The following is a 25,038-nucleotide window of genomic DNA, read 5'->3' on the forward strand; positions in this document are numbered from 1 at the left end:
TCCACTTGATCCAAACTGGATCAGGGCTGCGGCTCAGACCGCCGAGAAGGGGGCACCGTCCGACACCTGGTCCACCTGGGCCAGACTGGACCGATGACGACGGGATTCGCCACTGCCCTCGGCGCCTGGCGCGAGCGGCGCGGACCACTGACACACACGCTCGCGGCGGCCGTACGCGAGGCGGTCGTCGACGGCCGGCTGCCCGCCGGGACCCGACTGCCCTCCGAGCGCGAACTCGCCCGCGTCCTCGGCCTCAGCCGCGGCACGGTCGTCGCCGCCCTGACCCTGCTGCGGGACGACGGCTGGCTGCACACCCGGCACGGCAGCGGCAGCCTGGTCCGGCTCCCCGCCCGCCTCACCGAACGCACCACGCCCTGGTCCCTGGACCGCGGCGGAGCGGGCGACGCGGACCTCGACCTCACCCTCGCCGTCACGGCCGCACCCCACGACGCCTACCTCGCCGCCCTCGCCCGCGCCGCCGAACTCAGCGCGTCCCTCCTCGTCGACTCGGGCGTCGCCACGGCCGGTCTGCCCCGCCTCCGTGAACTCCTCGCCGACCGCTACACCCGCGCGGGCCTCGCCACCCGCCCCGAACAGATCCTCGTCACCTCCGGCGCCCAGGCCGCCCTCACCCTGCTCCTCGACCACCTCCACACCGACCGCAGACGCCCGGTCGCCGTGGAGAGCCCGACCTACCCGGGCGCCCTGGCGGTCCTGCGCGCCCGCCGCGCGAGACTGCTGTCCATCCCGGTGACCTCGGAGGCGGGCTGGGACACGGCCCACCTCGGCACCGCGGTCCGCACCCGCGGCGCCCGACTCGCGTATCTCATCCCGGACTTCCAGAACCCCACGGGCGCCCACATGGACGCCGCGACCCGCGCCGGGATCGCCCGCCTCCCGCTCACCGTCATCGCCGACGAGACCATGCGCGACCTGGACCTGAGAGCCCAACCGGGCGCCGAACCCCACCTCGCGGGCCCCCGAGTGATCCAGATCGGCTCGGCGAGCAAGACCGTCTGGAGCGGGCTGCGGGTCGGCTGGATCCGCGCCGGCGCCGATCTCGTACGACACCTGCGCCGCAACCCCCTCCAAGCACAGCTGTCGCCCCCGCCCCTGGAACAGCTCATCGCGTCCGAGATCCTCGGGGAGGGCATCGACGCCGTACTGGAGGACCGGCGGGCCCGGCTGCGCGCCCAGCGCGACCACCTCGCCGCACTCCTCGACGGGACGGGATGGACGTACACGATCCCGGACGGCGGTCTGTCGTTGTGGCCGCACCTGGGAGCGGACACGGCGGCGACGGAGCTCGCCGCCCGGGCGGCCCGGCTCGGCCTCGCGGTGACGCCCGGTCCGCACTTCGCCGCCGACCGCAGCACGCTCACCCACCACCTCCGGCTGCCGTTCACGGCGACCCCGGATGTCCTCACCCGCGCGGCGGGCCTGCTGCGCCGCTGCTCCGAGCAGGAAGTTCACCGTTTCGTCACAGCCTGAGCAGGCATACAACCGCCGGCCCCGCGCACCGGTCTAGCAGGCAGCTCGTACAGGACCGCGCAAAGGGGAAGGGCCCGCCATGGGGGACATACGCAGACGAGGGGCAGTCGCTCTCGGAATCACCGGACTGATCGCACCGCTCACCCTCACGCTGGGCGCCGCGCCCGCGCAGGCGGCGAGCTGCACGACACAGACCGGGCCGTACCAGAAGCAGGTCGAGAAGTTCCTCGGCCTCCCCGTGGACGGCAAGCAGTCCAGCACCGACTGCAAGGCGATCCAGGCCTTCCAGAACAAGCACGGGATCACCCCGAACGCCGGTTACGCGGGTTCCGTCACCTGGGGTGTGATGGACCTGATGAACAAGCAGAAGGCCGTGGGCAACAAGCCCAACAAGGACGGCAAGTGCCCGGTGAACAAGGGCCGGATCGCCTGCGTCAACCTGACCCTCCAGCTGAGCTGGATCCAGGACGGCGACAAGCTGGTCTACGGCCCGGTGCCCGTCCGTACCGGCCGTGACGGCTACGAGACCCGCACCGGTCTGAAGAAGATCTACTGGCGGGACATCGACCACGTCTCGAACATCTACAACGTGCCCATGCCCTACAGCCAGTTCTTCGACGGCGGCCAGGCCTTCCACTCGGTCAACCTCAGCATGTGGAACCCGCCGGGCTCGCACGGCTGCGTCAACATGACGAAGACGACCGCCAAGAAGTACTGGTCGCTGCTGAAGAAGGGCGACGACGTCTTCGTGTACGGCCGCAAGCCGGGCACCTGATCCCTGGCACCCGGCTCACGGTCGGCGTCTCACTGAGGCGCGTCCCCGAAGTCCGGGATCGGAAGCCGTGCCCCGCCCTGCCGCGCCGAGTCGTGCGCGATGATGCCCGGCAGGGTGTAGCGGGCCGCCACCCACGCGTTGACCGACGGCAGGGTGCGGGAGTTGACCGCGGTCACGAAGTCGTCCACCAGGAAGTGGTGGCTGCCCTCGTGCCCGTTGTGGAGGTTGTCGAACTCCCTCGGCAGCCGCGACCGGTCGTGCACCGGAGCGGAACCGGAGGTGAAGGCGGCCCGCAGGTCCGGCGCGATGTGCTGGAGTGACGGATCGTCAGGAGACAGTGTGGGCTTGGGTTCCAGCAGTTCGCTGATGTCCTTCACGCCCTTCTTGTCCTGCCACAGCGCGAAGGTGGCGAGCTGCTCCATGCTCCCCTCCGTGCCGAAGAACCGGAAACGGGACTCACGGATGTGGGAGGGATAGCCCACCCGCCGGAACTCGTTCGTACGGAACGAACCCCCGCCCGCCACCTCGAACAGCGCGGTGGCGTTGGAGAAGTCGTTGCCGAACTGGCTGACCTCCTTGTCGAAGACCCCGTCCCCGCGGTCGTCGACCACGCCGATCGCCGACACGCTCACCGCGTGCGTCTGCCAGGCGCCGAGCACCCCGCCCACCGAGTGCGTCGGGTAGAGCAGCGGGGGATAGCTGGCGGTCGCCTTCCAGTCGTCGCCGCCGCTGTACCGGTACGCCTCGTAGAACCCCAGGTCCATGTCGTGGACGTAGTCGCCCTCGGCGTAGAAGAGCCGCCCGAACGCGCCCTCGGCGATCTGGTTGCGGGCGTGCACGGTCGCCGGGTTGTACTGGCTGGTCTCGCCCATCATGTACGTCAGTCCGGTCGCCCGGACCGCGTCGATGATCGCCGCGATCTCCTCGGTGGTGATCGCCATGGGCACCGCCGAGTACACGTGCTTGCCGGCGTTCAGGCCCTGCACCACCAGCGGGCCGTGCGTCCAGCGCTGGGTGAAGATCGCGACCGCGTCGACGGCCTTCGACTCCAGCATCGCCTCGTACGAGGGGAAGGTGCCGGTCAACCCCTCGGCGGCGGCGAGGAGTTCGGCGCGTTCGGGCAGGAGGTCGGTGACGTGGACGTCGCTGACGCCGGGGTGGGCCAGGAACAGTTTCGCGAACTGGCCCGAGAACTGCCCGGCGCCGACGATGCCGAGGGAGAACGTCATGGATGCGGTGCCCTTCACTGGTCGAGGATCAGATTGATCTGGTCGTTGGTCTCGTCGAGGCTGCTCACGGGCTTGCCGTTGCCGTAGATGTCCTCCATGGCGGGCTGCATGAGCGCGGTGACGTCGGCCGCGTAGTTGGTGATCGGGTAGGAGAAGGTGCGGAAGTCCTTCTTGTCGGCCACCGGTTCGGTGAACGCGGTGACGTCGAGGCCCTTCTTCTTGTAGGCGGCGATGGCGGCCTCCGTGCCGGCGGGCGTCGCGGGGAAGACCACCCCGGCCTTCCCGACCACCGTCTGGCAGGCGTCGGAGGCCAGATAGGCCACCCACTTACGGGCGTTGACCTTGTTCTTGGAGGCCTTGGTGACGGAGTCGGCAAGGCCGTTCATCATGGTCGCGCGCCGGCCGGTCGGTCCGACAGGAGTCAGGGCGCTCTTGATGTCCAGGCCCTTGAAGCCGGCGTAGGTGGAGATCATCCAGGCGCCGTCGAAGGAGGCGGCCGCCTTGCCCGCGGCGACCTGGGTGTTCGACTGGTTGGACTGCACGTTGTAGTCGGAGAACGGGGCCAGATAGCCCTTCTTCGCCAGCCCGAAGTACCACTTGATCACGGACTGGAAGGTCTTGCTGTCGTACTGGTACTCGGTGCCCCAGCGCGCCTTCTCCGTGTAGTCCCACCCGGCGGACGCGGTGAACATGCTCCACTGCGTCTGGCCGTCGCCGTAGCCGCCGCCGTTGGAGGCGAGCCCGTACACCTTGACGTTGTCCTTGTCGAAGCCGGGTTCGTCGCCCCGCCTGCCGTTCTCGTCCACGGTCAGGTGGGCGATGGCCTTCTCGAACGTCCCGCCGTCCTTCGGGTTCCAGGAAAGGCTGTTCAGCTGCTCGGCGGTGAGACCGGCCTCCTTGGCCATCTTGTCGTTGTAGAAGAGGGCGACGGTGTCCCAGTCCTTGGGGGTGCCGTAGCGGTGGCCGTCCTGGCCGATCCAGTTGGCGGCGAGGCCTGGCTGGTAGGCGGAGTCCTGGATGTCGAGGTCGTCCAGCGGTTCCAGGACCTTCAGATCGGCGAACTGCCCGAACTTCTGGATGTGGTCGGTGAAGACGTCCGGCTGGGTGCCCGCGATGAACCCGGCGGTGAGCTTGGTCCAGTAGTCGCTCCAGCCCAACTGGGTGATCTTGACGTGCAGTCCGGGGTTCGCCTTCTCGAACCCCTTCGCGCAGGCCTGGTAGGCGGGCAGTTGGTTGGCGTCCCACAGCCAGTACGTCACCGTGTTCGCGGACGCCCCCGTGGAGTCGCCCCGCGCACAGCCGGTCGCCAGGGACAGGGCCAGCGCTCCGGCCAGCGCGGTCAGCGTACGAAGTCGCATTCCAGGTCCCTCACTTGATCCCGGTGAAGCCGATGGAGCTGACGATGCGGCGGGCGAAGCAGGCGAACAGCACCAGCATCGGCAGCGCGGCGATCAGCGTCGCCGCCGAGAGCCCGGACCAGTCGACGCCGGTCGCCGGGGTCTGCGCCCGGAAGATCGCCAGCGCCACGGTCAGCACCCGCGAGGAGTCGCTGTAGGAGACCATCAGCGGCCAGAAGTAGTCGTTCCAGGAGGTGATGTACGTCAGCACGGACAGCGTGATGATCGGCGTGGACGCCATCGGCAGGATCACCCGGAAGAAGATCTTGACCTTCCCGGCGCCGTCCAGGAGCGCAGCCTCCTCGACCTCGCGGGGGATGTTCATGAAGAACTGCCGCAGGAAGAACACCGCGAAGGGCGTCATGAACAGGCTCGGCAGCGCGATGCCCCACAGCGTGTCCACCAGGTGGAGTTGCTTGATGAGCACGAAGTTCGGCAGCAGCGTGAAGATGGTCGGCACCATCAGCCCGGCCAGGAACAGGGCGAACACCTTGTCCCGGCCGCGCCAGCGCAGCCGCGCGAAGGCGTAGGCGGCCATGGCGGAGAAGAAGATCTGGCAGCCGGTGATCAGGGTTGAGACGATCACCGAGTTGAGCAGATAGCGCCAGAAGTCCAGCCCGCCGCCCGCCCCGCCCTGGGCGATCGCCTCCTCGGCGGACTGGAGTCCCAGGGCGCGTTCGAAACCGCTGGTGCTGAGGTCGACGGGGAGGGGATTCGAAGGGTCGGCGTTGAGCCCCGCGTTGCTGGACAGCGCGGTGCGCAGGATCCAGTAGAACGGCAGCAGGGTGATCAGAACGATCAGCCCCATCACCGTCCAGGCGGCGGCCCGGCCGGGGGAGAACCCGCGCCGGACCGGTCGTGCACCGGGCGTCGTGGTCGTGGCGGTCGTCATCGTGGCCATGTCGGTGTCTCCTTCCGTCAGCCGAGGTCGGTCCGGCCGGCCCGGGTGAGCCGGTACTGAAGGACGGTGATCGCGCTCAGCACGACGAGCAGGGCGACGGACATCGCCGAGGCGTAGCCGAACTGGAAGCGGCCGAAGGCGGATCCGTAGATGTAGTACTGGAGGACGTTGGTCGCGTTCGCCGGACCGCCCGCGGTCGTCACGGCGACCGTGTCGAACACCTGGAACGAACCGATCACCGTCATGATCAGAACGACCGCGAGGACCGGCCTGAGCAGCGGCATGGTGATCCGCCAGAACATCCGCCACTCGCTCGCGCCGTCCACCTTGGCCGCCTCGTACATGTCGTTCGGGATCGCCTGGAGTCCGGCGAACAGCAGCAGGGCGGTGTAGCCGACGTGCCGCCACACGTTGATCAGGGCGATCGTGGGGATGGCCCAGGTCTCGTCGTTGAGGAACGGGATGCGGTCGAAGCCGAGCCCGCTGATGATCTGGTTGCCGATGCCGAGCTGGGTGTCGAGGATCCACAGCCAGACCAGGCCCGCGACCACGTTCGACATCAGATAGGGGGTCAGGACGACGCCCCGCAGCGTCGCCGACTGGGTCAGCCGCTGGAGCAGGACCGCGATGGCGAGCGCCGCGACCGTCTGGACCCCGATGTTGATGACCACGTACTCGACGGTGACGGTGAGCGAGTTCCAGAAGATCGGGTCGTGGACCATCCGGACGTAGTTGTCGAGGCCCACCCACTCCGCCGGGGTGAGCAGGTTGAAGCGGGTGAAGCTGAGATAGATGCCCCGCAGCGTCGGCCAGAGCAGGAAGACCAGGTAGCCCAGCAGCGCCGGCGCGATGAACACCGCGGCGAGCCGTCCGTCACCCCCGCCCTCGCGGGCCCTCGCCTTCCGCGTCCCGGTTGTCGTCCCCGCCGTCTCGCCGCCGCCCACAGGCAGACGTGACGGAGGGCTGCTGGAGGCGATGGTCATCGGGAGACTCCCTCGTCTACGGCGGCTCGTCCTCGGGCCACTTACTTTTGTGGCGAAAGAATCCGGGCGTCAAGGGGTGTGCAAACATCTTTTCCGGGCGTCCCGGACGGCATAGAGTGGCCATATTGCTTTCATCTCGAAAGAAATCTGAGGGGGGAGACTGACCCGCATGACCGCAGCAGCCGCCAGCTGGCATCCACTGAGCCCCGGTGAGCGCTCGGTGGCGATCGAGGTGCTCGTCAACGGACCCTTGTCGCGCACCGAGCTCGCCCGCCGGCTTGACCTGTCCGCGGGCAGCCTGACCCGGCTCACCAAGCCGCTGATCGAGTCGGGCCTGCTGATCGAGGTCCCCGAGGCGGGCGCACCGGCCGAGGCGCGCACCGGCCGCCCCTCGCAGCCCCTCGACGTCGTCGCCGACTCCCGCTCCTTCATCGGCTTCAAGGTCACCGACGACATGGTGTACGGCGTCGTCACCACCCTCAGGAGCCACATCGTCGCCCGCCATGACCGCCCCCTGCCCAGCCATGACCCGGCCGAAGTCGCCGATCTGCTGGCGGAGATGACCGCCGAGCTCGCCCGCGCCCACCACGCCCGCCTCGCCGGCATCGGCATCGGGGTGGGCGGCCTGGTCCAGCAGCGGGCCGTCGTGGGGGAGTCGCCCTTCCTGCACTGGCGCGACGTCCCGCTGGCCGAACTCGTCGAGGAGCGCACGGGGTTGCCGGTCGTCGTGGAGAACGACGTCGCCGCCCTGGTGGAGGCCGAGACCTGGTTCGGCGCGGGTCGCGGCCTCGACCGGTTCGTCGTCCTGACCATCGGCGCCGGCCTCGGCTACGGACTCGTCCTGGGCGGCCGACGGGTGCCCTGCGCCGAGGAGGACCGCGGCTTCGGACGGCACTGGATCGTGAACCCCAACGGACCGCTCACACCCGAGGGCGAACGCGGCAGCGCCGTCTCGCTGTTGACCATCCCCAACATCCGCTACCAGGTCCACGCGGGCACCGGCCGCGACCACACCTACGAGGAGATCCTCGCCCTCGCCGCCGCGGGCGAACCCCTGCCCGCCCGCGTCATCGACGAGGCCGCCCGCGCCCTCGGCACCCTGGTCGCCCAGATCTCCAACTTCGTGATGCCGCAGAAGATCCTGCTCGCCGGCGAAGGGGTCGGCCTGATGGACGTCGCCGGAAAGACCGTCGACGACACGATCCGTGCCGGACGCGATCCGCTGGCCGCCCCCGTCGACCTGGAGACCAAGGTGTCCGACTTCCATGACTGGGCGCGCGGAGCGGCCGTGTTGGCGATCCAGGTGCTGGTGCTCGGGGCGACGGAGGCGTGATCAGCAACACGGTCCGTAATGTCCGTATTGGTCGTACTTACTCACGCGGCCTTCACCTCGGGCGCCGTATGCTTCACAGCATGTCCACCACTGTTGAACCCGCCTTCGATAGGACGGCAGACGAGGTCAACGAGGAGATCCGGGCCCTGTGGTTCCGGTCGGGCGGGACACTGAGCGTCGAGCAGCGCGAGGAGTACCAGCGGCTCGTCCTGGAGTGGGCCGCCGCGGCCCCGCAGCCGGTCTGACGCCCCCTCCTCGGAGCACCACCACCTGGCACCCGCTCACGCGGGTGCCTTTCTCATGTACACCTCTCGCGCACGCCTCCCGTCCCCGCCCGTCGTCAGCCCCAGGTCGCCGAGTAGTACCGCTGATACGCCTTGCGGTCCTGCTCGGCCCGGATGTACCGGGTCGCCACCAGCGCGATCAGACTGCCCCCGATCACCAGCAGTCCCGGCCCGATGTTCCGGGTGTCGGTGAGCCGGGCCAGCAGCGTCTGTCCGACGCTTCCGCCCGCCACGGGGGTCGTCGCACCCGGCGTGGCCGCACCGGGTGCGACCGCGCCCGCCGGGGCCGTCGCGGACGGTGCCGGGGAGGCGCTCTGCTGCCCGGCACCGGCCTGCTGCGCCGCCACGATCAGCTGCACCCCGAGCTGGGTCATCGCCGTCGTCACCGGCTGGAAGAACGTCGTACCGCCCACCGTGCAGTCACCGCTGCCGCCCGAGGTCACGCCGAGCGCGATCCCCTCGGAGAACAACGGCCCGCCGCTGTCCCCGGGTTCGGCGCACACGTTCGTCTCGATCAGGCCGGTGACCGTGCCCTCCGGGTAGTTGACCGTGGCGTTGACCGCCGTCACCGTCCCGTCGCGCAGCCCGCTCGTGCTGCCGCTGCGGAACACCCGCTGCCCGACCGACGGATCGGCGGCACCCGTGATCCGTACGCCGTTCCCGTTGCCGATCGCGACGACCTCGGCACCGTCGCCCGCCTTGCCGCTGTCGTACTGGACCAGGGAGAAGTCGGCGCCGGGGAAGTTCTGCTGAACGGTCTCGCCGATCTGGGTGCGGCCCCGGTTGTCCGCGAACCAGACCGAGCCGGTGGGCCCGCAGTGCCCGGCGGTGAGGATGAAGTCACGCTGGCCGTTGGTCACGTTGAAGCCCGCCGAACAGCGCCCGCCGGTCGACAGGATCGGCTGCGCCCCGTTGACCCGGGTGGTGAAGGCGCCCTGGCTGCGCTCCATCCGGACGAAGCCGCCGATGCTGCTGGCGACCTTGGTGAGCGCGGTCCAGTCGGACGCCGAGACGGTTCGGTCGGCCTGGACCACCACCTCGTTGGTCCGGTAGTCCACGACCCACGCCGTACCGGCCACCCGGGGCGCCGAACTCAGCGTGCTGGTCGCCGACTTGAGCTCGTTCATGCTGTGCGGGACGACCTTCGCCGTGGCGCCCGCCCGGCGGACGTCGGCGGCCGCCTCCTCGTCGGTGACGGCCACGACCGGCTTACCGTCCGAGCCGATCCAGGTGCCCGCCGTACGGGCGGTGCCGAGCTTCGTCACCAGGCCCGTGCCCGTCACCGCGGCCGACTGCGCGGTCGTACGCGGCGCGGCGGAGGTGCCCGCGGGCTCGCTCGCCACCGCCTGGGTGACCATCGCCCCGCCCAGAAGAAGTCCGCCGACTGCGGCCAGCCGTGTCACCCGCCGGACGACCCGTCGTCGTGCGTGCCTCATGCATGGCTCCCGAACCCCGAACAGCGCGGCGTCGACACCGCGAGGCACTCCGGTTGTTGAGCACCCCCCTGTCATACGCGGCCCGGGCGGCCTCCGTTCAGCGCTTGCGCCCCACTCCGCCGTACATCGCCACCTCCACCGGCTCGACACCGTTCACCCGCTCAGGGCGCCACCGCGAGCACGAGACCACCCCGGGCTCCAGCAGGTCCAGGCCGTCGAAGAAACGGGTGACCGCCTCGGGGGTGCGCTGGGTGAGTCTGGGGGTGCCGTGCGCGTTCCAGAACCGCACGGCCTCGTCCACGTCCGGCATCTCCGGACGCACGACGGTGTGCGACAGGACGAGATGGCTCCCGGAGGGCAGCGCGTCCATGAGCCGCCGCACGATGCCGTACGGGTCCTCGTCCTCGCCGATGAAGATGACCACGCCGAGCAGCATCAGAGCGACGGGGCGGGTGAAGTCCAGGGTGGCGGCGGCCCGTCGGAGGATGGCTTCCACATTGCGCAGGTCCTCGTCGAGATGGTCCGTGGCGCCCTCGGGCGTACTGGTCAGCAGGGCGCGGGCGTGCGCGAGGACGAGCGGGTCGTTGTCGACGTAGACGATCCGCGACTCCGGGGCGACACGCTGCGCCACCTCGTGGGTGTTCTCCGCGGTGGGCAGCCCGGTGCCTATGTCGAGGAACTGCCGGATCCCGGCGTCGGTGACCAGATGACGTACCGCGCGCCCCAGAAACAGCCGGTCGGCGCGCGCGTACTCGCCGATGTCCGGGTGCAGTTCACGGATCCGGTCACCCGCGACGCGGTCCACCTCGTAGTAATCCCCGCCGCCCAGCCAGTAGTTCCAGATCCGGGCCGTGTGCGGTTGCAGGGTGTTGATCCGCCGGCGAAGCGTCGCGGCGAGGTCCTCGGCGTCCGTCACGGGGCTCGTTCTCCTGGAATGCCTGGCTGGAAAGCAGTGGGTGCTGCTTCAACCGGCAATCTAAACCGCGGAGTTGATGTTTGGTGAGGGTGCGGACGCATTTTCGATGAGTGAGACCCGACTTCGCTCGTCGCCCCAGACCGACGCCGGCCCCACGAAGGGGCGCAGCAACACGACGAGCACCGGATCCGCCCGCCCGTTGAGCTCGTCGGAGGCGACCTTGCGGGCGATCCCGGCCAGGAAGTCCGCGAGCCCGATCCGCGGATCCCAGCGTGCCTGCCCGAGCTCCATCCCGCCGAACCGGATCCCCGCCCGCACCGCCTGCTCCCCGATCCAGGCGATACGCCGCTCCGTCAGCATGTTCTGCCGGTCGTGCACCAGCCGCACGGTCCGGCCGCCCGCACTCCAGTGCGCGAGCGTGCGGACGACGGCCGGCAACAGCGGATTGAGTACGGGGATCAGCGGCGGCCCCTCGGCGAGCCGGGCCCGGTAGGCGTCGGCGCGGGGGCGGGCCGACGCGAGCCGCTCCAGGGCCGTCATACGGGGATGCGCGCGCCGCACATCGTCCACCGTGCGGAAGAAGCCGTCGACGGGGTCGCCGCGCTCCCCGTCGGTGCGGACCCGCAGCAGCCGGTTGGCCGCGTCGAGAAACCCCTGCCACCGCTCCTCACCGAAAGCCCGCCGCCCCTGCCGGTACAGGTCCAGTGCCTCCGACGCGTCGCCCAGCAGGAGGTCGACGACCCGGTCCACGACGAAGAACGCCTTCTCGACGAGCAGGACATGGGCCTGCCCGTCGAGCGGCCCCGACGGCGCGAGCAGCCACTCCAGGACGTCCCGGTGCTTCTCCCGCAGCAGATGGGTCGCCTTGTACTCGGTGGCGGGCGAACGGATCCGGTCCCGGACCTCCTGGACGTACGCGGCGGCCACATCCACCGGCATGGACACGCTCGCGTGCGCGAACACATCGGTGTTGCCGCCGGTCAGGTTCTCCCCGTCCGACCCCGACTCGTCGCAGACGACCTCCAGCGCGCCCCGTGCGCCGTTCTCAGGATTCCCGGTCACTCCGAAGCCCCCTGTCCAGTCCGTCACCCTCAGCATCCCCCGGACGAAACCCGAGATGAACCGATGTGACGACGCGCCGGGGCCGTACCTGTGGGCGCTGCCTAGACTCCCTGCCATGAATGACTCGCCGCTGGACCGGCTCGGCGCCGGCAAATACCTGCTGATCACCAGCTACCGCAAGAACGGCACTCCGGTCCCCACCCCGGTGTGGGTGGTGCGCGACGGGGACGCCCTCGGCGTATGGACGGTCGCCGACTCCTGGAAGGTCAAGCGGATCCGGGCCCGCGCCGACATCCTCGTCGGCCCCTGCGACCTGCGCGGCAACCCCACCGGTGACCCCGTCCCGGCCACCGCGGAGATCTGCGACGCGGGCATCAGCGCCCACTACCGCAAGCTGATCGCCCGCAAGTACGGCCTCATGGGCCGGCTCAGCCTCCTCGGCAGCCGGCTGCGCCGCGGCACCGACGGCACCATCGGGCTGCGCGTGACCCTCACCGGCTGATCCAGGGGGTGTGGGACGGGAAGGATCAGGTCCAGGCGCGGTAGGGCTCGTCGACGAGCTGGAAGACCGGCTCGCCGCGGACCGGGTCCTTCGCCTGGGACAGCCGCACGCGGTCACCGCTGTGGATGCCGATGGGCGGGCCCATGACCCGGCCGCGCACGACGAAGCCCTCGGTCATCTCGATCATCGACACATTGCGCGCGGCGGGGGTGTTGCGGTGCACGATCGTGGAGTGCCGGACCGTGCCCACGCCCTCGCTGCGCTCCGTGCGCAGATCGCTGCCCTGGCACACCGGACACAGCAGCCGGTGGTACATCGCGGTGCCGCACCAGTTGCAGCGCTGGTAGAGCAGGGCGTCGGAGGCCGGGGCCGAGGGTTCCAGAAGGCTCGTGGCGGAGCCGAACCCCTGACGGGCAACGCTTCCTGAGTGGTGGTACACGCTGGTCAACTCCCTGCGCTCGGCCGGAATCACACGTGCGCGGTTCGCTGTGCCACCGTGCACGAGCTCAGCGTATGGCACTCAGTGTCATGCGTAAAGGCACTGCGTACCCTGAATTTCGCGACGGCCTCGCTTCAGTCCTGGCCGAGCGTGGCCTCGATCTCCTGGACCACCCGCCACAGCGGCGCCCCGCGCCGGGACACGAGCACCACGACGTCCTCGGACCGCTCGGCGTCCCCGGGCCGGTCGGCGGGCCTGTCGAACGCGGCGCGGACGTACCCGAGGGCGTGGTCCATCTCCGTCCCTACATCCCCCTTGCCGTCCGAACGCAGCCAGGACCGCAGGGCGTTGTTGTGCGCCGCCGCGACGGCCGCCGCGGCCACGTCGGCCTGGAGCGAGCCGTCGCGCCGCCCGGCGAGCCGGCCCCGGAGGTACTCGGCGAAGGCGCGTTCGTAGCGCCACACCACGGACAGCTCGTACGCGCGCAGCCCGGGAACCTGCTTGGTGAGCCGGTAGCGCTGGACCGAGAAGGTCGGGTTCTCGGTGTACATCCGCAGCACCAGCCGGACCGCCTCGCAGACCCGCTGCACCGGCTCGTCCGTGTCGTCGCCCGCGGCGAGGAACGCCGTCACATCGGCCAGGCAGCCCTCGTGGTCGGGGAAGACCACGTCCTCCTTGGAGGGGAAGTAGCGGAAGAAGGACCGCCGCCCGACCCCGGCCAGCGCCACGATGTCGTCGACCGTGGTCTGCTCGTACCCCCGCTCCAGGAACAGCTGGAAAGCCGCCGCGACCAGGGCGTCCCGCATGGGCGGCTTGCTGGGCGCCGCGTCCGTCTTCTCGCCGCGGCGGGGCGCCGCACTGCTGGAGCTCATGGACGCGAACGTAGCACCGGACGGCGCCCGATGGCACTAAGTGCTCTTCTATAGGGGTACCGAGTGCCGCCGTCACTCGTTTCGATCGTATTGATCGTAAGTGATCGATATGATTGGGGGCGTAGAGTGAGCGATTCGGGATCACGCTCCGCGTCGGCCCGTCTGATCGTTCGTCCGGCCTCGCCCCAGGGGGATTCCATGCGACTGCACGTCAACGAGCGTCATGAGCGGGTGCTCGAACTCGTCCGGGAGCGGGGCAGCCTCCGGGTCGCCGAACTCGCCGCCGAACTCGGCGTCTCGGCGGTCACGTTGCGGCGGGACGTGGAGGCGCTGGCGGCGCAGGGCCGGGTGCAGCGGCTGCACGGCGCGGTGGTGTGGCCGGGGGACAGCGCGGTGGAGGTGCGGGAGCGGCCGGAGAGCGCCGAGGGCGTGGTGGTCGGAATGATCGTTCCGACCACGAACTATGTCTTCGTCGACGTCGTACGCGCCGCCCGCGAGGTCGTCGCCGCGCAAGGGGGCCGTCTGGTCCTGGGCGTGACGGGATATGTCGACGCCGAGGACGCCGTGCAGGCCGAACACCTGGTCGCGGGCGGGGCGGAGGGGCTGCTCGTCGCGCCCAGCTGGTTCGATGGCGTGCCCGCGGACGGCCAGGAGAAGTGGCTCCTGGAGCATGACGTGCCGGCCGTCCTGGTCGAACGCTCGGCCCCGCCCGGCAATCCGGCGGCCGGACTGGACCGGGTGCGCACCGACCGCGCGCACGGCGCCGCCGTCGCGGTCGGCCACTTCGCCTCGCTCGGCCATCGCAAGGTGACCGCCGTGATGCAGGAGGGGCCGCACGCCACCCAGATCGCCGCCGGTTTCCAGGCCGCCGTGCGGGCGCTGGGCCTCGACGTCGACGCGGGCGCCCCGAGCGTGCGGGAACACGGGGATTATGAGGCCAGCGTCGACTATCTGATCGACGCGGTGAAGAAGCGCGGTGTCACCGCGGCGCTCGTGCACAGCGACGAGGACGCGATCGTGCTCGTGCCCCGGCTCCAGGCCTGCGGGGTCCGGGTGCCGGACGATCTGGCGCTCATCGCCTTCGAGGACCAGGTCGCTGGCCTCGCCGACGTCCCGCTCACCGCCGTGGCGCCGCCCATGCGAGCGGTGGGGGAGCAGGCCGCCAAGCTGCTGCTCGAACGGGTCGCGGAGCGCCGGACCGGGCGTCAGCCGGCGCCCCGCCAACACCTCGATCTGCTGCCCGAGTTGAGGGTCCGGGCGTCCTGCGGCGGCGAGGCGCCCGCCAACTGAAGTCAAACGATCGATCAATGAGCGTTGTGCGATCGTTTTGATTGTCTTGCGCGAACGCTCTTGACTCCGATCGGGTGCGCACAAAAGATGTCCTGCGACCGCCTCTTTCCGTACGAGGTCTCGTAGGAGCCGTACATGACGCGCACTTCCCGTTCGTTCCGCACCGCAGCCGTAGCCGCCGTCGCAGCGCTGGGTCTGTTCGCCACCGCCTGCGGCGGCGGCGACGGCGACTCGACCGACTCCGCGTCCGACGGCAAGCCGGTCACCCTGAACTACTGGACCTGGACGTTCGGCGCCAAGTCGACCGTCGAGGCCTTCAACAGGACCCACAAGGACATCCAGGTCAAGTTCACCGAGATACCGGGCGGCACGGACGGCTACAGCAAGCTCGCCAACGCCGTGAAGGCGGGCAACGCGCCCGACGTGGCCACGATCGAGTACCAGATGGTCCCGGAGTTCGCGAGCCAGGGGAACCTGATCGATCTGACCGAATACGCCGGCGAAACGGTCAAGTCGAAGTTCCCGGAGTCCATTCAGAGCCTGGTCACCTTCGGCGGCAAGACCTGGACCGTTCCCTACGACGTCGCGCCGCAGCTGTACTACTACCGCACCGACCTGTTCAAGAAGTACGGCATCGAAGTCCCCAAGACCTGGGACGAGTTCAAGGCGGCCGCCGAGACGGTCAAGAAGAAGGACAAGAACGTCCGCCTCGCCTCCATGCCCAAGAGCGACCCGGCCCTGCTCGCCGCGCTGTCCTGGCAGGCGGGCGGCAAGTGGTTCAGCACCGAGGGCGACGCCTGGAAGCCCGGCGTGAACGACGCCGCCACGAAGAAGGTCGCCGCCTACTGGGACGGCCTCGTCAAGGACGACCTCGTGCAGACCTTCACCGGCTGGAGCCCGGAGGAGACCAAGGCCCGCACCGACGGCAGGACCCTCTCCTTCCTCGGCGCCTCCTGGTCCGCGGGCGGTATGAAGACCTCCATGCCCGACCTCGCCGGCAAGTGGGCCGCCGCGCCCATGCCCAACTGGGGCACCGCCGCGAGCGGCAACTACGGCGGCACCTCCTACGTCGTCCTCAAGGGCAGCGACCACACCGAGGCCGCGGCCGAGTTCATCACCTGGCTCACCACGAACAAGGCCGGCGTCGAGGCCCGGCTCGCCGACCTGGAGTCGCCCAGCAGCGCCCTGCCCGCCAACCCCGAGATGCGTGAGGTGGCCGCCGCCAAGTTCGACACCGCGTACCTGAACGGCCAGGACCTCTACACCCTCGCCTCCGAGCAGGCCGACACCATCGTGCCCGGCTGGACCTGGGGCCCGAACCAGATGGACGTCTACACCGCCATCTCCGACACCACCGCCAAGTCCGGCTTCACCGACGGCGTCGACGCGGGCCAGACCAAGGCGGAGTCCGGCATCACCGACCGAGGCCTGAAGCTCGCGAAGTAGCGACGGGGCCCGACCGAACCCCACGGGGCCGTGTCCCGCCGGCGACACGGCCCCGCCACCTTCAGTGGCCAAGCCTTCTGACCTCGTCCCTCACCCCCGCCCGTCAAGGAGCCCCCGTGGCACTCTCCTCCGCCCGACCCGCGAGCCGGCCGGCCGTGCGCCGGCCTCCGGATCAGCCGCCGCGCGTGACGAAGCTCCGGCGCAGTCAGCGTCGTACCGCCGCGCTCTTCATCGTCCCGTTCTTCGTCCTGTTCGCCGCGGTGATGGCGGCGCCCATCGGCTACGCGGTGTGGATGAGCCTGTTCCAGGAGCGGTCCATGGGACTCGGCTTCGGCGGCACCGAGCGCGTCTTCGCAGGCTTCGCCAACTACGCCCATGCCCTGGGCGACGCCGGTTTCCGCAGCTCCTTCGCGCACATCGCGCTCTACTGCGCCCTCTACATCCCCGTGATGATCGGCGGCTCGCTCGGCCTCGCCCTGCTCGTGGACTCGGCCCTCGCCCGCGCCAAGCGCTTCTTCCAGCTCGCCCTGTTCCTGCCGCACGCGATCCCCGGACTGATCGCTTCGATCATCTGGATCTATCTGTACACCCCGGGTCTGAGCCCGGTGATCGACTGGATCGGCCTGTTCGGCGGCTCCTGGGACTTCTACAGCAACGATCATGTGCTCGCGTCGATGGTCAACCTGTGCGCCTGGCAGTGGATGGGCTACAACATGGTCATCTTCTACGCCGCCCTCCAGGCCGTACCGCGCGAAGTGATCGAAGCGGCCGTCGTGGACGGCGCCGGCGCCATCCGTACCGCCCTGCGCATCAAGGTGCCGATGATCGCCTCCGCGGTCGTCATGACCGTTCTGTTCACCTGCGTCGGCGCGATCCAGATCTTCACCGAGCCGAAGATGATGGGCCAGCGGGGCGCGCCCTCCATCGACACCGAGTGGTCGCCCACCCTGTTCATCTGGAAGGCCGGTTTCGTGCAGCACGACTACGGCCTGGCCGCCGCCGCGTCGCTGATGCTCGCGCTGCTCGGTGTCGTCCTCTCCTATCTCGTCACCCGGCTCGGCAACCGGTGGAAGGCGGCCACGTCATGAGCACCCTCACCCACGACACCGCACCCGCCACCCGCGAGGAGCCGAGCTCCCGCACCACCGCCCGCCCCCGCCGCCGCACTTCCGCAGGCACCCTGCTGTCCAAGGGCGCCGTCAACGGCCTCCTCCTCGTCGCCGCGTTCTACACGCTCATGCCGGTCAGCTGGCTGCTGTTCGCCGCCACCAAGAACCACCGCGACCTGTTCGCCACCTCGGGCTTCGCCTTCGGCGACTTCAACCTGTTCGCGAACCTCCAGCGCGTCTTCACCTTCAACGACGGCATCTATCTGCGCTGGTTCGGCAACAGCGTCCTGTACTCGGTCGTCGGCTCCGCCGCCTCCACGCTCCTGTGCGTCGCCACCGGCTACGCCTTCGACAAGTACGACTTCAAGGGCAAGGAGAAGCTGTTCGGCCTGGTGCTCGGCGGCGTCCTCGTCCCCACCACCGTCATCCAGCTGCCGATGTACCTCCTCGCCACCGAGGCGGGCGTCGTAAACACCTACTGGGCGCTGCTCCTGCCCGCCCTCGTCAACCCCTTCGGCGTCTACCTGGCCCGCGTCTTCTCCGAGGGCTACGTCCCGAACGAGGTCCTGGAGGCGGCCCGTGTCGACGGAGCCGGCGAAGTCGGCCTGTTCGCCCGGATCTCGCTGCCGATGCTGGCGCCCGGCTTCATGACGATCTTCCTGTTCTCGTTCACCGCCAGCTGGAACAACTTCTTCGGCGCCCTCGTCATGCTCAACGACGACAAGCTCTACCCGGTCAACCTGGGCCTGTTCATGTGGAACAGCACCACCCAGCAGCAGCCCGAGTTCTACTCGCTCGTCATCACCGGCTCCCTCGTCGCGGTCGTCCCGCTGATCGTCGCGTTCGTCTGCCTCCAGCGCTTCTGGCGCTCCGGCCTGACCGCCGGCGCCGTCAAGTGACCCTGCCCGCCCCGGAAGGCACCCTCCTGAACACCAGCCACCCGCCGGCCACCCTGCTCGCCATGGGCGCCACCATCCACCAGCGGCTCCTCACGGAAGGCTCCCTCGACCGGCTCCACTCCGTCGCCCGGGTCGACATCGCCACCGCCGTCACCGACCTCGCCACCGCCGACCCCCGTCGACTCGCCGAGACCGAGGTTCTCTTCACCCACTGGGGCGCACCCGAACTCACCGCGGAGACCCTGCACAGGCTGCCCCGGCTGCGCGCGGTCGTCCACGCGGCCGGCTCGGTCAAGCACCATGTCACCGACGCCGTCTGGCGGCGCGGCATCACCGTCTCCTCCGCGGCCGCCGCCAACGCCCTCCCGGTCGCCGAATTCACCCTGGCCGCCATCCTGTTCGCGAACAAACGCGTCCTCGACGTCGCCCGCGACTACGCCGCCGCCCGCACCCGGCCCGACCTCCTGCCGTACTACAGCGGCCACGGCAACTACCACCGCACGGTCGGCATCGTCGGCGCCTCCCGCATCGGCCGCCGGGTCCTCGACCTGCTGCGCCCGCACGACCTCGACGTACTCCTCCACGACCCGTACGTCGACGACCGGCAGGCCCGCGATCTCGGCGCGGAGTCGGTGAGCCTCGACGAACTCGTCCGGCGATGCGACGTGGTCTCCATCCACGCGCCCCAACTCCCCGAGACCCGCCACATGTTCGACGCCCGCCGCATCGCACTCCTCCGGGACGGCGCCACACTGATCAACACCGCGCGCGGCTCCCTCGTCGACACCGACGCCCTCACCGCACACCTGGTCACCGGCCGCCTGCACGCCGTCCTCGACGTCACGGAACCGGACGTACCGCCCGCCGACTCGCCGCTGTACACGCTGCCCAACGTGCTGCTCACCCCGCACATCGCCGGCTCCCTCGGCAACGAACTGCGCCGAATGACCGATTGGGCCATCGACGAGGTCTCCCGGTATGCGCGAGGCTTGCCGTTCGCCCATGAGGTCGGATCCGAGGAACTGTCCCGCTCGGCCTGAACACCCCACCCCCGAAGGGAGATCCCGTGCAGGATCGTGTCCTCGTCGTCGGCATCGACGGCGTACGCCTCGACGTGCTGCGCCGGCTGTCCACCCCGCACCTCGACGCCCTGGCCGCCGACGGCTTCCTCACCCCGGTCGAGGTGGACGCGGACACCCCGACCATGTCGGGCCCGTGCTGGGCGACCATCGTCACCGGTGTGACGGTGGCCAAGCACGCGGTGTGGAGCAACAACTTCACCGGCCACCGGCTAGACGTCTTCCCCGACTTCACCACCCGCCTCGCCGAGAAGGACGACCGCCCCACCTTCGTCGCGGCCGGCTGGCAACCCCTCATGCAGGCCCGCGGCGGCGGCCCCCTGTTCCGCGCCCCCGCCCGGTCCGTCTACATCGCACCGGCCGAGGACACCCCCGAGGCCTGGGAGGAGTGCGACGAGCGGATCACCGCCGAGGCCGTGCGCGTGCTCGCCGGGGAGAACATGGCGGCGACGTTCGTCTACCTCGGCGCACCCGACGAGACGGCGCACTTCCTGGGCTGCGGCGAGGAGTACGAGGCCTCGATACGCCAGGCCGACACCCGCCTCGGCCGGCTGCTGACGGCGGTCCGCTCCCGGCCCTCGTACGCCGACGAGCGCTGGACCTTCCTCGTCGTCACCGACCACGGCCACGCCGACGCGGGCGGCCACGGCGGCCGTACGCCCGAGGAGCGCACCGCGTGGCTGGCCGCGGTCGGTCCGGGCATCGGCGCGGCGCCGCCCGTCGTCCGGCACATCGATGTCGCCGTCCAGGCGCTGGTCTCCGCCGGCCGCCACCCGGACCGGCACTGGTCGCTGGACGGCCGCCCCTTCGCGGCCCGCCCGCACGCCGTCCTCCTCGACATGGACGGCACCCTCGTCGACACCGAGTCCCTGTGGCTGCGCACGGTCCGCGAGATCGCGCCCGACGTCGACATGGACCACGTCCTCGGCCGCTCGGTCACCGACACCGCCGCCCACCTGCACACCCGCACCGGCGCCGACCCGCGGGAACTCGCCGCCGACCTGGAGGCCCACTTCCTCGCGGCCGTCCGGCAGGAGGCCACCGCACTGCCGGGCGCGCTCGACCTCCTGGACCTCCTCCAGGAGTCCGGCATCCCGGCCGCCCTCGTCTCCGCCTCCTCGCGGCCCGTCGTGGACGCGGTCCTCGACATCCTGGGCGCCCACCGATTCCGTACGACGGTCGCCGAAGGCGAGACACCACGCACCAAGCCCGCCTCCGACCCCTACCGCGCGGCGGCCCGCGCGCTCGGCGTCGACCCGGCGGCCTGCCTCGCGGTCGAGGACTCGCCGGCCGGGGTGGCCGCGGCGGAGGCGGCGGGGTGCCGGGTGCTCGCCGTCCCCTCGTACACGGCGATCGACCCCGCGCCCCGGCGGACCGTGGTGCCCGACCTGAAGGGGATCGGGCGGCGGGAGCTGTGGGCGGCGGGCCTGTGACGCCGTAGACCGGAATTTTGTTCGAGGAACACCTGCCGCATACGATCGCTCCTCGCCGCAGCCGCCGAGGAGAGCCGCATGTCCCGCATCCTGTACGTCACCGACCTGGCCTACGAGGCACGCGGGCGCCGGTACTGCGACGAGGACATCTTCCTCACCTCACGCCTGCGCGAGGAGTTCGACCTCGCGCTGTGCGGTCCGCGGGACGCGGCGGCGTTGATGGACGCCTTCGACGCCGTCGTCGTCCGCAACAGCGGGCCGGTCCTCGCGTACCAGGAGGCGTACGACGCCTTCCGCGAGCGGGCGATCGGGACCGGGACGCGCGTCTACAACCCGCTGTCCGGCAAGGCCGACATGGCGGGCAAGCGGTATCTGCTCGACCTGAGTACGGCGGGGTATCCCGTGATCCCCACGGTCGACCGCGCCGACGACCTGCACCGGTTGCCGGAGGCGGAACGGTATGTCGTCAAGCCGAAGCTCGGCGCCGACTCCCTGGGCCTTGAGATCGTCACCGCGGACCGGGTGCGCGCGCTCATCACCGGGGAGGTGCTGGTCCAGCCGTGTGTCGACTTCGCCTACGAGGTGTCCTTCTACTTCGTCGACCACGACTTCCAGTACGCCCTGTACGCGCCGCACACCGACCGGCGCTGGCAGCTGGAACCGTACGAACCCACCGAGGGCGACCTGGAGTTCGCCCGCCGGTTCATCGACTGGAACGGCATCGGCCACGGCATCCAGCGCGTCGATGCCTGCCGGGCGCCCGGCGGTGAGCTGCTGCTCGTCGAACTGGAGGACCTGAACCCGTATCTGTCCCTGGACGCGCTGAGCGAGGACGGCCGGGACGCCTTCGTCGCCGCGATGAAGGCGTCCCTGCACCGGTTCCTCGGGGCGTAGCGGTCAGCCCAGCTTGACGGTGATCTTCTGGGTGGCGCCGACCAGGCCGGTCATGTCCCCGAAGGTCAGCTGCAACGCGGATCCCGTCGTCGCCGAGGTCACCGTGGACGGCTTCGACACCACCGACGACACCGCCCGGTTCCAGGTGAGCGTGAGGCTCGTGTTCATGCGCTTCGGGTCGCTCACACAGATCACCGCGGTGCCGTCGCTCTTCTCGCTGATCGTCACGGAGCACGGGGCGCTCGCGACAAGGCTGCCGACCGTGCCGCCGAACCAGAAGTTGACGCCGGTGAAGCCCAACGAGGGCACGGACACGCCCTGTTGGTCGTCGGTGTTGGCCAGCACGGTCAGCCAGCTCGTGGCGGCGGCCCGCGCCTGGGTCTGGGCGGCCGTGGCACCGGGCATGAGGAGGTAGGCGTAGGTGCCGTTCGTCGGATCGGTGCCGTGATCGACGTACAGGGTCAGGTACTTGCGGTTGATGACGGTCGTGGAGCCGCCCTTGTTGATGGTGCTCCAGGCGCCGTCGCGCGAGTCGCGCAGCGCCTTCACCGTGGCGCCGCCGGGGAAGACATAGCCGCCCATGCCGCCGATGTGCGCCCAGGTCGCGCCGGTGAGCGTCTCCGACCAGGGGGCGGCGGTCGGCTTGGCGGTGCCGTCGACGGTGAAGGAGTGGGTGCCGGTGGGGCCGAGGTTGCGGTTCTCGATCGTCGACTCGACCGTCGTGCCGTCGGTGCACTTGATGCCGGCGCCGAGACACAGGATCGAGTCGTCCAGACAGAACCACGACTTCTTCGCCAGGAGCGTCGACTGAAGTCCCTTGAGGTACTGGCCGATCGCGGCCCGTGATCCGTCGGTGGCCCCGCCCACCCAGTTCACGTCCGGCAGCGAGGCGCCCCAGTCGCCGCCGGCCGCGTCCGCGAGCGCCAGCCGGGAGGTGGTCGTCCCTGGCAGCCGGTACGGGTCGACGGTGGGCCAGAAGGCGTCGCTGTACTGGCCGTTGGCGTAGGTGTCGCCCCACCAGTAGAGCATTCCGGAACCGGTGTGCCAGCCGCGCAGGTTCTCGCCGTTGCCGGTCTCGTAGTAGGTGATGCGCCGGTCGGCCATGCTGATCGACGCCGCCCAGCCGGGTCTGCGATGGGTGGCGCGCGCCATGTTGGTGAACAGGCGGTGGCCGGTCGGCTCGGCGATCGCGGTGACCGTCGTGTCGTCCAGGACGCTCTTGAGGCGGGCCAGACTCGTCAGGCCCAGGGAGGGGTTGTCCATCGGCGGGCTGTAGTAGTCGCGCTGGATCCAGCCCTTCACCAGTCCGCGCCAGCGGGCGTTCTCCGTCGTGCTCGCGCCCTGGCCGAGCAGCACGATCGACGCGAGGATCGGATGACCGCGCAGATGATCGTTGGCCTGGATCTGCTTCGTGTCGGTCGCCGACAGACCCCGGCTGATCGCCCGGCCCGACACCCCGTCCATCACGAGCCCGTTGTAGAGGAAGGGCGCCCACGCGTTCTCCACGGCGTCGAACACGATCTGCCGGTTCGTGTCGGTCACCGCCCAGGTCGATCCGGCGAGCAGCGCGAACAGCATGCCGAGGCCGCCGAGCATGACCGAGCCGTAGGAGCCGGTGTAGGGGACGGTCGTGTGCTGGATGAACGACCCGTCGGTGTAGAGGCCGTCGCCGCTCGTGACATACGGGAAGACGGGGGAGAGGGCGTCCCTGGCCAGCGCGGCCTTCGCGGCGGAGCCGCCGACGATGCCGCGCAGCGCCAGCACCCGGCACAGGTCGACCCGGTTGGCGCCGGTGCTGGTGCCGGTGTAGCTCGCGACGGCCGAGTCGGGGACGAAGTGGTCGACGGCGGCGACATAGTCGGCGAGCTGGGTCGCCGACAGCTGGTCGTACATGAGGACGCAGATGTCCAGCAGTGCCTGCGGGGCGCCGATCTGCCAGCTGTACCAGTTGCCGTAGCGGGTCTGGGCGGCGTTGTAGGCCTCGGAGTGCAGATGGTCGAGGCCGGTGAGGATCGCCGTGGCGAGGCTCGCGTCGCCGGTCAGCCCTGTGCCCTGCTGGCAGTACGCCTGCGCGAGGGTGTTGAGCCGGTTGTAACTGGTGTTGAGGTTGCCCGAGTAGCCGTACGACTCCTGGTCCGTGTCGGGCTCCGGATCCGCGTACACCAGGTCCGGCCACAGGGAACCGGATGCCGGTGCCATCGAGGACTGCAACTGGGCCGCGGTGGTACCCAGTTCGGTGAGCCGGCTCTTGAACGGTTCGGCGGTGGGGCTGAACCCCTCGCCGAGGATCAGCGTGCGCCACTTCGCCCGCAGGGTCGTGAACTCGTCCGCGTCCGCGGCCCGCACGGCGGACGGAAGGGCGAGGCTCGGCTGTGCCGGGAGACCGACAGCGACAGCGGTACCGGTGCTTGCGGCCAGAAAGCCGCGGCGTGACCAACGAGTCGTCATGACGGCGGTTTCTAGCACGCCATCGATCAAACGCTCAACAGTTCGCACCAAGGTGAGCGTATCGATCGTTCGACTTTCGGGAAGAGCCGCTGAACTAGGCGGGCCGCAGGCGCGTATCAGTGCGCGAGAGTCCGGCCTCGTGCACGGGACCGAAGGAGAGCGAGATGGCCACACCGCCCGAGCGCGGGCGACCGCAGGACCGCCCGCCCCTGGAGCCGATCCGGGTCCTGCGCCCGCGCCGCACCGACGCCCTCGCGGAACTGTTCCGGGACGACCCGCCGCCCGGGAACTCCCGCTACGAGTCAGTGGTGATGCCGCGACGGCTCTCCGACGCCGAGGACGCGACCCAGGAACTGCCGCCCGTCCCCGCCCACTACGGCCCCCGCCCCCACGGTCCCGGATCGGGCCTGCGCCGCGCCGCCGTCGTGGTGGGCGTCAGCGCCGCCGCCCTCATCGGCTTCGGCTGCGCCCTCCTGCTCCCGGGCCGCGCCGACGACACCGCGGCCTCCGCACCCTCCCCGACACCGACCCCCACCCCCAGCCCCACCGCCTCGGCACCCCCGGCCGCCGCCGACCCCGACGGCCCCGGCACCCTGCGCGAGGGCGACAGCGGCCCTGAGGTGACCGAGCTCCAGCAACGCCTCCTGCGCATCCCCGACGTCTACCGCGACGGCCCCACCAACGGCACCTACGACACCGTCCTCACCGAGGCCGTGGCCCGCTTCCAGCTCTGGTACGGCATCCGGGGCGACGAGACCGGCGTCTACGGGAACGACACCCGACTCGCACTGGAGTCCCGAACGGGCTGATCTCTCGAACG

Annotated in this window: 23 protein-coding genes; 13 read left to right on the plus strand and 10 right to left on the minus strand. The window is 70.2% G+C overall.

The genetic code is table 11. From position 1 onward, the window contains the following. The first annotated feature begins 93 nt into the window (after nt 1-93). Together ABZ928_RS46925 and ABZ928_RS46930 are read left to right on the plus strand one after the other, a co-directional pair. A complete protein-coding gene (locus ABZ928_RS46925) occupies nt 94-1,491 on the plus strand; it encodes a PLP-dependent aminotransferase family protein (protein ID WP_361534084.1) in 1,398 nt (465 codons plus the stop codon). A gap of 79 nt (nt 1,492-1,570) precedes the next feature. After that, nucleotides 1,571-2,266: a L,D-transpeptidase gene (locus ABZ928_RS46930; protein ID WP_361534087.1), complete on the plus strand. Its 696-nt coding sequence runs from the start codon at nt 1,571-1,573 to the stop codon at nt 2,264-2,266. A 29-nt stretch (nt 2,267-2,295) separates the two neighbouring features. Here ABZ928_RS46930 and ABZ928_RS46935 read toward each other — a convergent pair whose 3' ends face one another. From ABZ928_RS46935 to ABZ928_RS46950, 4 genes are read right to left on the minus strand one after another with little or no spacing between them, the layout of a single operon-like run. After that, nucleotides 2,296-3,495 carry a Gfo/Idh/MocA family oxidoreductase gene (locus ABZ928_RS46935; RefSeq protein WP_361534405.1) on the minus strand — a complete coding sequence of 400 codons (1,200 nt, stop codon included), beginning with the start codon at nt 3,493-3,495 and terminating at the stop codon, nt 2,296-2,298. 14 nt (nt 3,496-3,509) lie between these two features. Continuing rightward, the gene (locus ABZ928_RS46940) at nt 3,510-4,853 is read right to left on the minus strand and encodes a sugar ABC transporter substrate-binding protein (RefSeq protein WP_361534090.1); all 1,344 of its coding nucleotides are present in this window, start codon (nt 4,851-4,853) and stop codon (nt 3,510-3,512) included. Between the two features lie 10 nt (nt 4,854-4,863). Next, nucleotides 4,864-5,793 (minus strand): carbohydrate ABC transporter permease, encoded by a 930-nt coding sequence (locus ABZ928_RS46945; protein ID WP_361534093.1) that lies wholly within the window; start codon nt 5,791-5,793, stop codon nt 4,864-4,866. 17 nt (nt 5,794-5,810) lie between these two features. Beyond that, the gene (locus tag ABZ928_RS46950; RefSeq protein WP_361534096.1) at nt 5,811-6,776 is read right to left on the minus strand and encodes a sugar ABC transporter permease; all 966 of its coding nucleotides are present in this window, start codon (nt 6,774-6,776) and stop codon (nt 5,811-5,813) included. Between the two features lie 169 nt (nt 6,777-6,945). On the opposite strand from ABZ928_RS46950, the gene ABZ928_RS46955 reads away from it, so the two are divergent. After that, nucleotides 6,946-8,109, plus strand: coding sequence for an ROK family transcriptional regulator (locus ABZ928_RS46955; RefSeq protein WP_361534099.1), 1,164 nt, complete (start codon nt 6,946-6,948; stop codon nt 8,107-8,109). 80 nt (nt 8,110-8,189) lie between these two features. Next, nucleotides 8,190-8,354 carry a hypothetical protein gene (locus ABZ928_RS46960; RefSeq protein WP_361534435.1) on the plus strand — a complete coding sequence of 55 codons (165 nt, stop codon included), beginning with the start codon at nt 8,190-8,192 and terminating at the stop codon, nt 8,352-8,354. Nucleotides 8,355-8,449: 95 nt separating this feature from the next. Here ABZ928_RS46960 and ABZ928_RS46965 read toward each other — a convergent pair whose 3' ends face one another. The 3 genes from ABZ928_RS46965 to ABZ928_RS46975 form a co-directional block, all read right to left on the minus strand. Beyond that, nucleotides 8,450-9,829, minus strand: a complete 1,380-nt coding sequence (locus ABZ928_RS46965; RefSeq protein WP_361534102.1) for a S1 family peptidase — start codon at nt 9,827-9,829, stop codon at nt 8,450-8,452. Nucleotides 9,830-9,926: 97 nt separating this feature from the next. Next, entirely contained in the window at nt 9,927-10,745 is an 819-nt protein-coding gene (locus ABZ928_RS46970) for an SAM-dependent methyltransferase (RefSeq protein WP_361534105.1), read from the minus strand. Between the two features lie 60 nt (nt 10,746-10,805). After that, nucleotides 10,806-11,807 carry a hypothetical protein gene (locus ABZ928_RS46975; RefSeq protein WP_361534108.1) on the minus strand — a complete coding sequence of 334 codons (1,002 nt, stop codon included), beginning with the start codon at nt 11,805-11,807 and terminating at the stop codon, nt 10,806-10,808. Between the two features lie 115 nt (nt 11,808-11,922). On the opposite strand from ABZ928_RS46975, the gene ABZ928_RS46980 reads away from it, so the two are divergent. Then, nucleotides 11,923-12,309 carry a PPOX class F420-dependent oxidoreductase gene (locus tag ABZ928_RS46980; protein WP_361534111.1) on the plus strand — a complete coding sequence of 129 codons (387 nt, stop codon included), beginning with the start codon at nt 11,923-11,925 and terminating at the stop codon, nt 12,307-12,309. Between the two features lie 25 nt (nt 12,310-12,334). Here ABZ928_RS46980 and ABZ928_RS46985 read toward each other — a convergent pair whose 3' ends face one another. Continuing rightward, nucleotides 12,335-12,748: a zinc ribbon domain-containing protein gene (locus ABZ928_RS46985; protein ID WP_361534408.1), complete on the minus strand. Its 414-nt coding sequence runs from the start codon at nt 12,746-12,748 to the stop codon at nt 12,335-12,337. A gap of 134 nt (nt 12,749-12,882) precedes the next feature. Then, the gene (locus ABZ928_RS46990; RefSeq protein ID WP_361534114.1) at nt 12,883-13,620 is read right to left on the minus strand and encodes a TetR family transcriptional regulator; all 738 of its coding nucleotides are present in this window, start codon (nt 13,618-13,620) and stop codon (nt 12,883-12,885) included. Nucleotides 13,621-13,818: 198 nt separating this feature from the next. Here ABZ928_RS46990 and ABZ928_RS46995 point away from each other — a divergent pair, with 198 nt between their 5' ends. The 7 genes from ABZ928_RS46995 to ABZ928_RS47025 all read left to right on the plus strand — a co-directional run bounded on the left by ABZ928_RS46995 (nt 13,819) and on the right by ABZ928_RS47025 (nt 21,770). Continuing rightward, entirely contained in the window at nt 13,819-14,910 is a 1,092-nt protein-coding gene (locus ABZ928_RS46995; protein WP_361534117.1) for a substrate-binding domain-containing protein, read from the plus strand. 135 nt (nt 14,911-15,045) lie between these two features. Then, nucleotides 15,046-16,356 carry a sugar ABC transporter substrate-binding protein gene (locus ABZ928_RS47000; RefSeq protein ID WP_361534120.1) on the plus strand — a complete coding sequence of 437 codons (1,311 nt, stop codon included), beginning with the start codon at nt 15,046-15,048 and terminating at the stop codon, nt 16,354-16,356. 185 nt (nt 16,357-16,541) lie between these two features. Beyond that, complete coding sequence (locus ABZ928_RS47005) at nt 16,542-17,444, plus strand: sugar ABC transporter permease (protein ID WP_361534123.1); 903 nt, start codon at nt 16,542-16,544, stop codon at nt 17,442-17,444. Next, nucleotides 17,441-18,364, plus strand: coding sequence for a carbohydrate ABC transporter permease (locus ABZ928_RS47010; RefSeq protein ID WP_361534126.1), 924 nt, complete (start codon nt 17,441-17,443; stop codon nt 18,362-18,364). Before ABZ928_RS47005 ends, ABZ928_RS47010 begins: the two co-directional genes overlap by 4 nt. Nucleotides 18,365-18,426: 62 nt before the next feature. Next, nucleotides 18,427-19,404, plus strand: a complete 978-nt coding sequence (locus ABZ928_RS47015; protein ID WP_361534411.1) for a hydroxyacid dehydrogenase — start codon at nt 18,427-18,429, stop codon at nt 19,402-19,404. 26 nt (nt 19,405-19,430) lie between these two features. Further along, a complete protein-coding gene (locus ABZ928_RS47020) occupies nt 19,431-20,876 on the plus strand; it encodes an HAD-IA family hydrolase (RefSeq protein ID WP_361534129.1) in 1,446 nt (481 codons plus the stop codon). A 78-nt stretch (nt 20,877-20,954) separates the two neighbouring features. After that, nucleotides 20,955-21,770: a hypothetical protein gene (locus ABZ928_RS47025; protein WP_361534132.1), complete on the plus strand. Its 816-nt coding sequence runs from the start codon at nt 20,955-20,957 to the stop codon at nt 21,768-21,770. Between the two features lie 3 nt (nt 21,771-21,773). On the opposite strand, the gene ABZ928_RS47030 is transcribed toward ABZ928_RS47025, so the two are convergent. After that, nucleotides 21,774-24,218: a polysaccharide lyase 8 family protein gene (locus ABZ928_RS47030; protein WP_361534135.1), complete on the minus strand. Its 2,445-nt coding sequence runs from the start codon at nt 24,216-24,218 to the stop codon at nt 21,774-21,776. A gap of 164 nt (nt 24,219-24,382) precedes the next feature. Between ABZ928_RS47030 and ABZ928_RS47035 the strand changes: the two genes are divergently transcribed. Next, entirely contained in the window at nt 24,383-25,027 is a 645-nt protein-coding gene (locus ABZ928_RS47035; protein ID WP_361534138.1) for a peptidoglycan-binding domain-containing protein, read from the plus strand. Nucleotides 25,028-25,038: the final 11 nt, after the last annotated feature.

The organism is Streptomyces sp. NPDC046909 (genome assembly GCF_040644695.1).
In the GTDB taxonomy this organism is placed as follows: Bacteria; Actinomycetota; Actinomycetes; order Streptomycetales; family Streptomycetaceae; genus Streptomyces.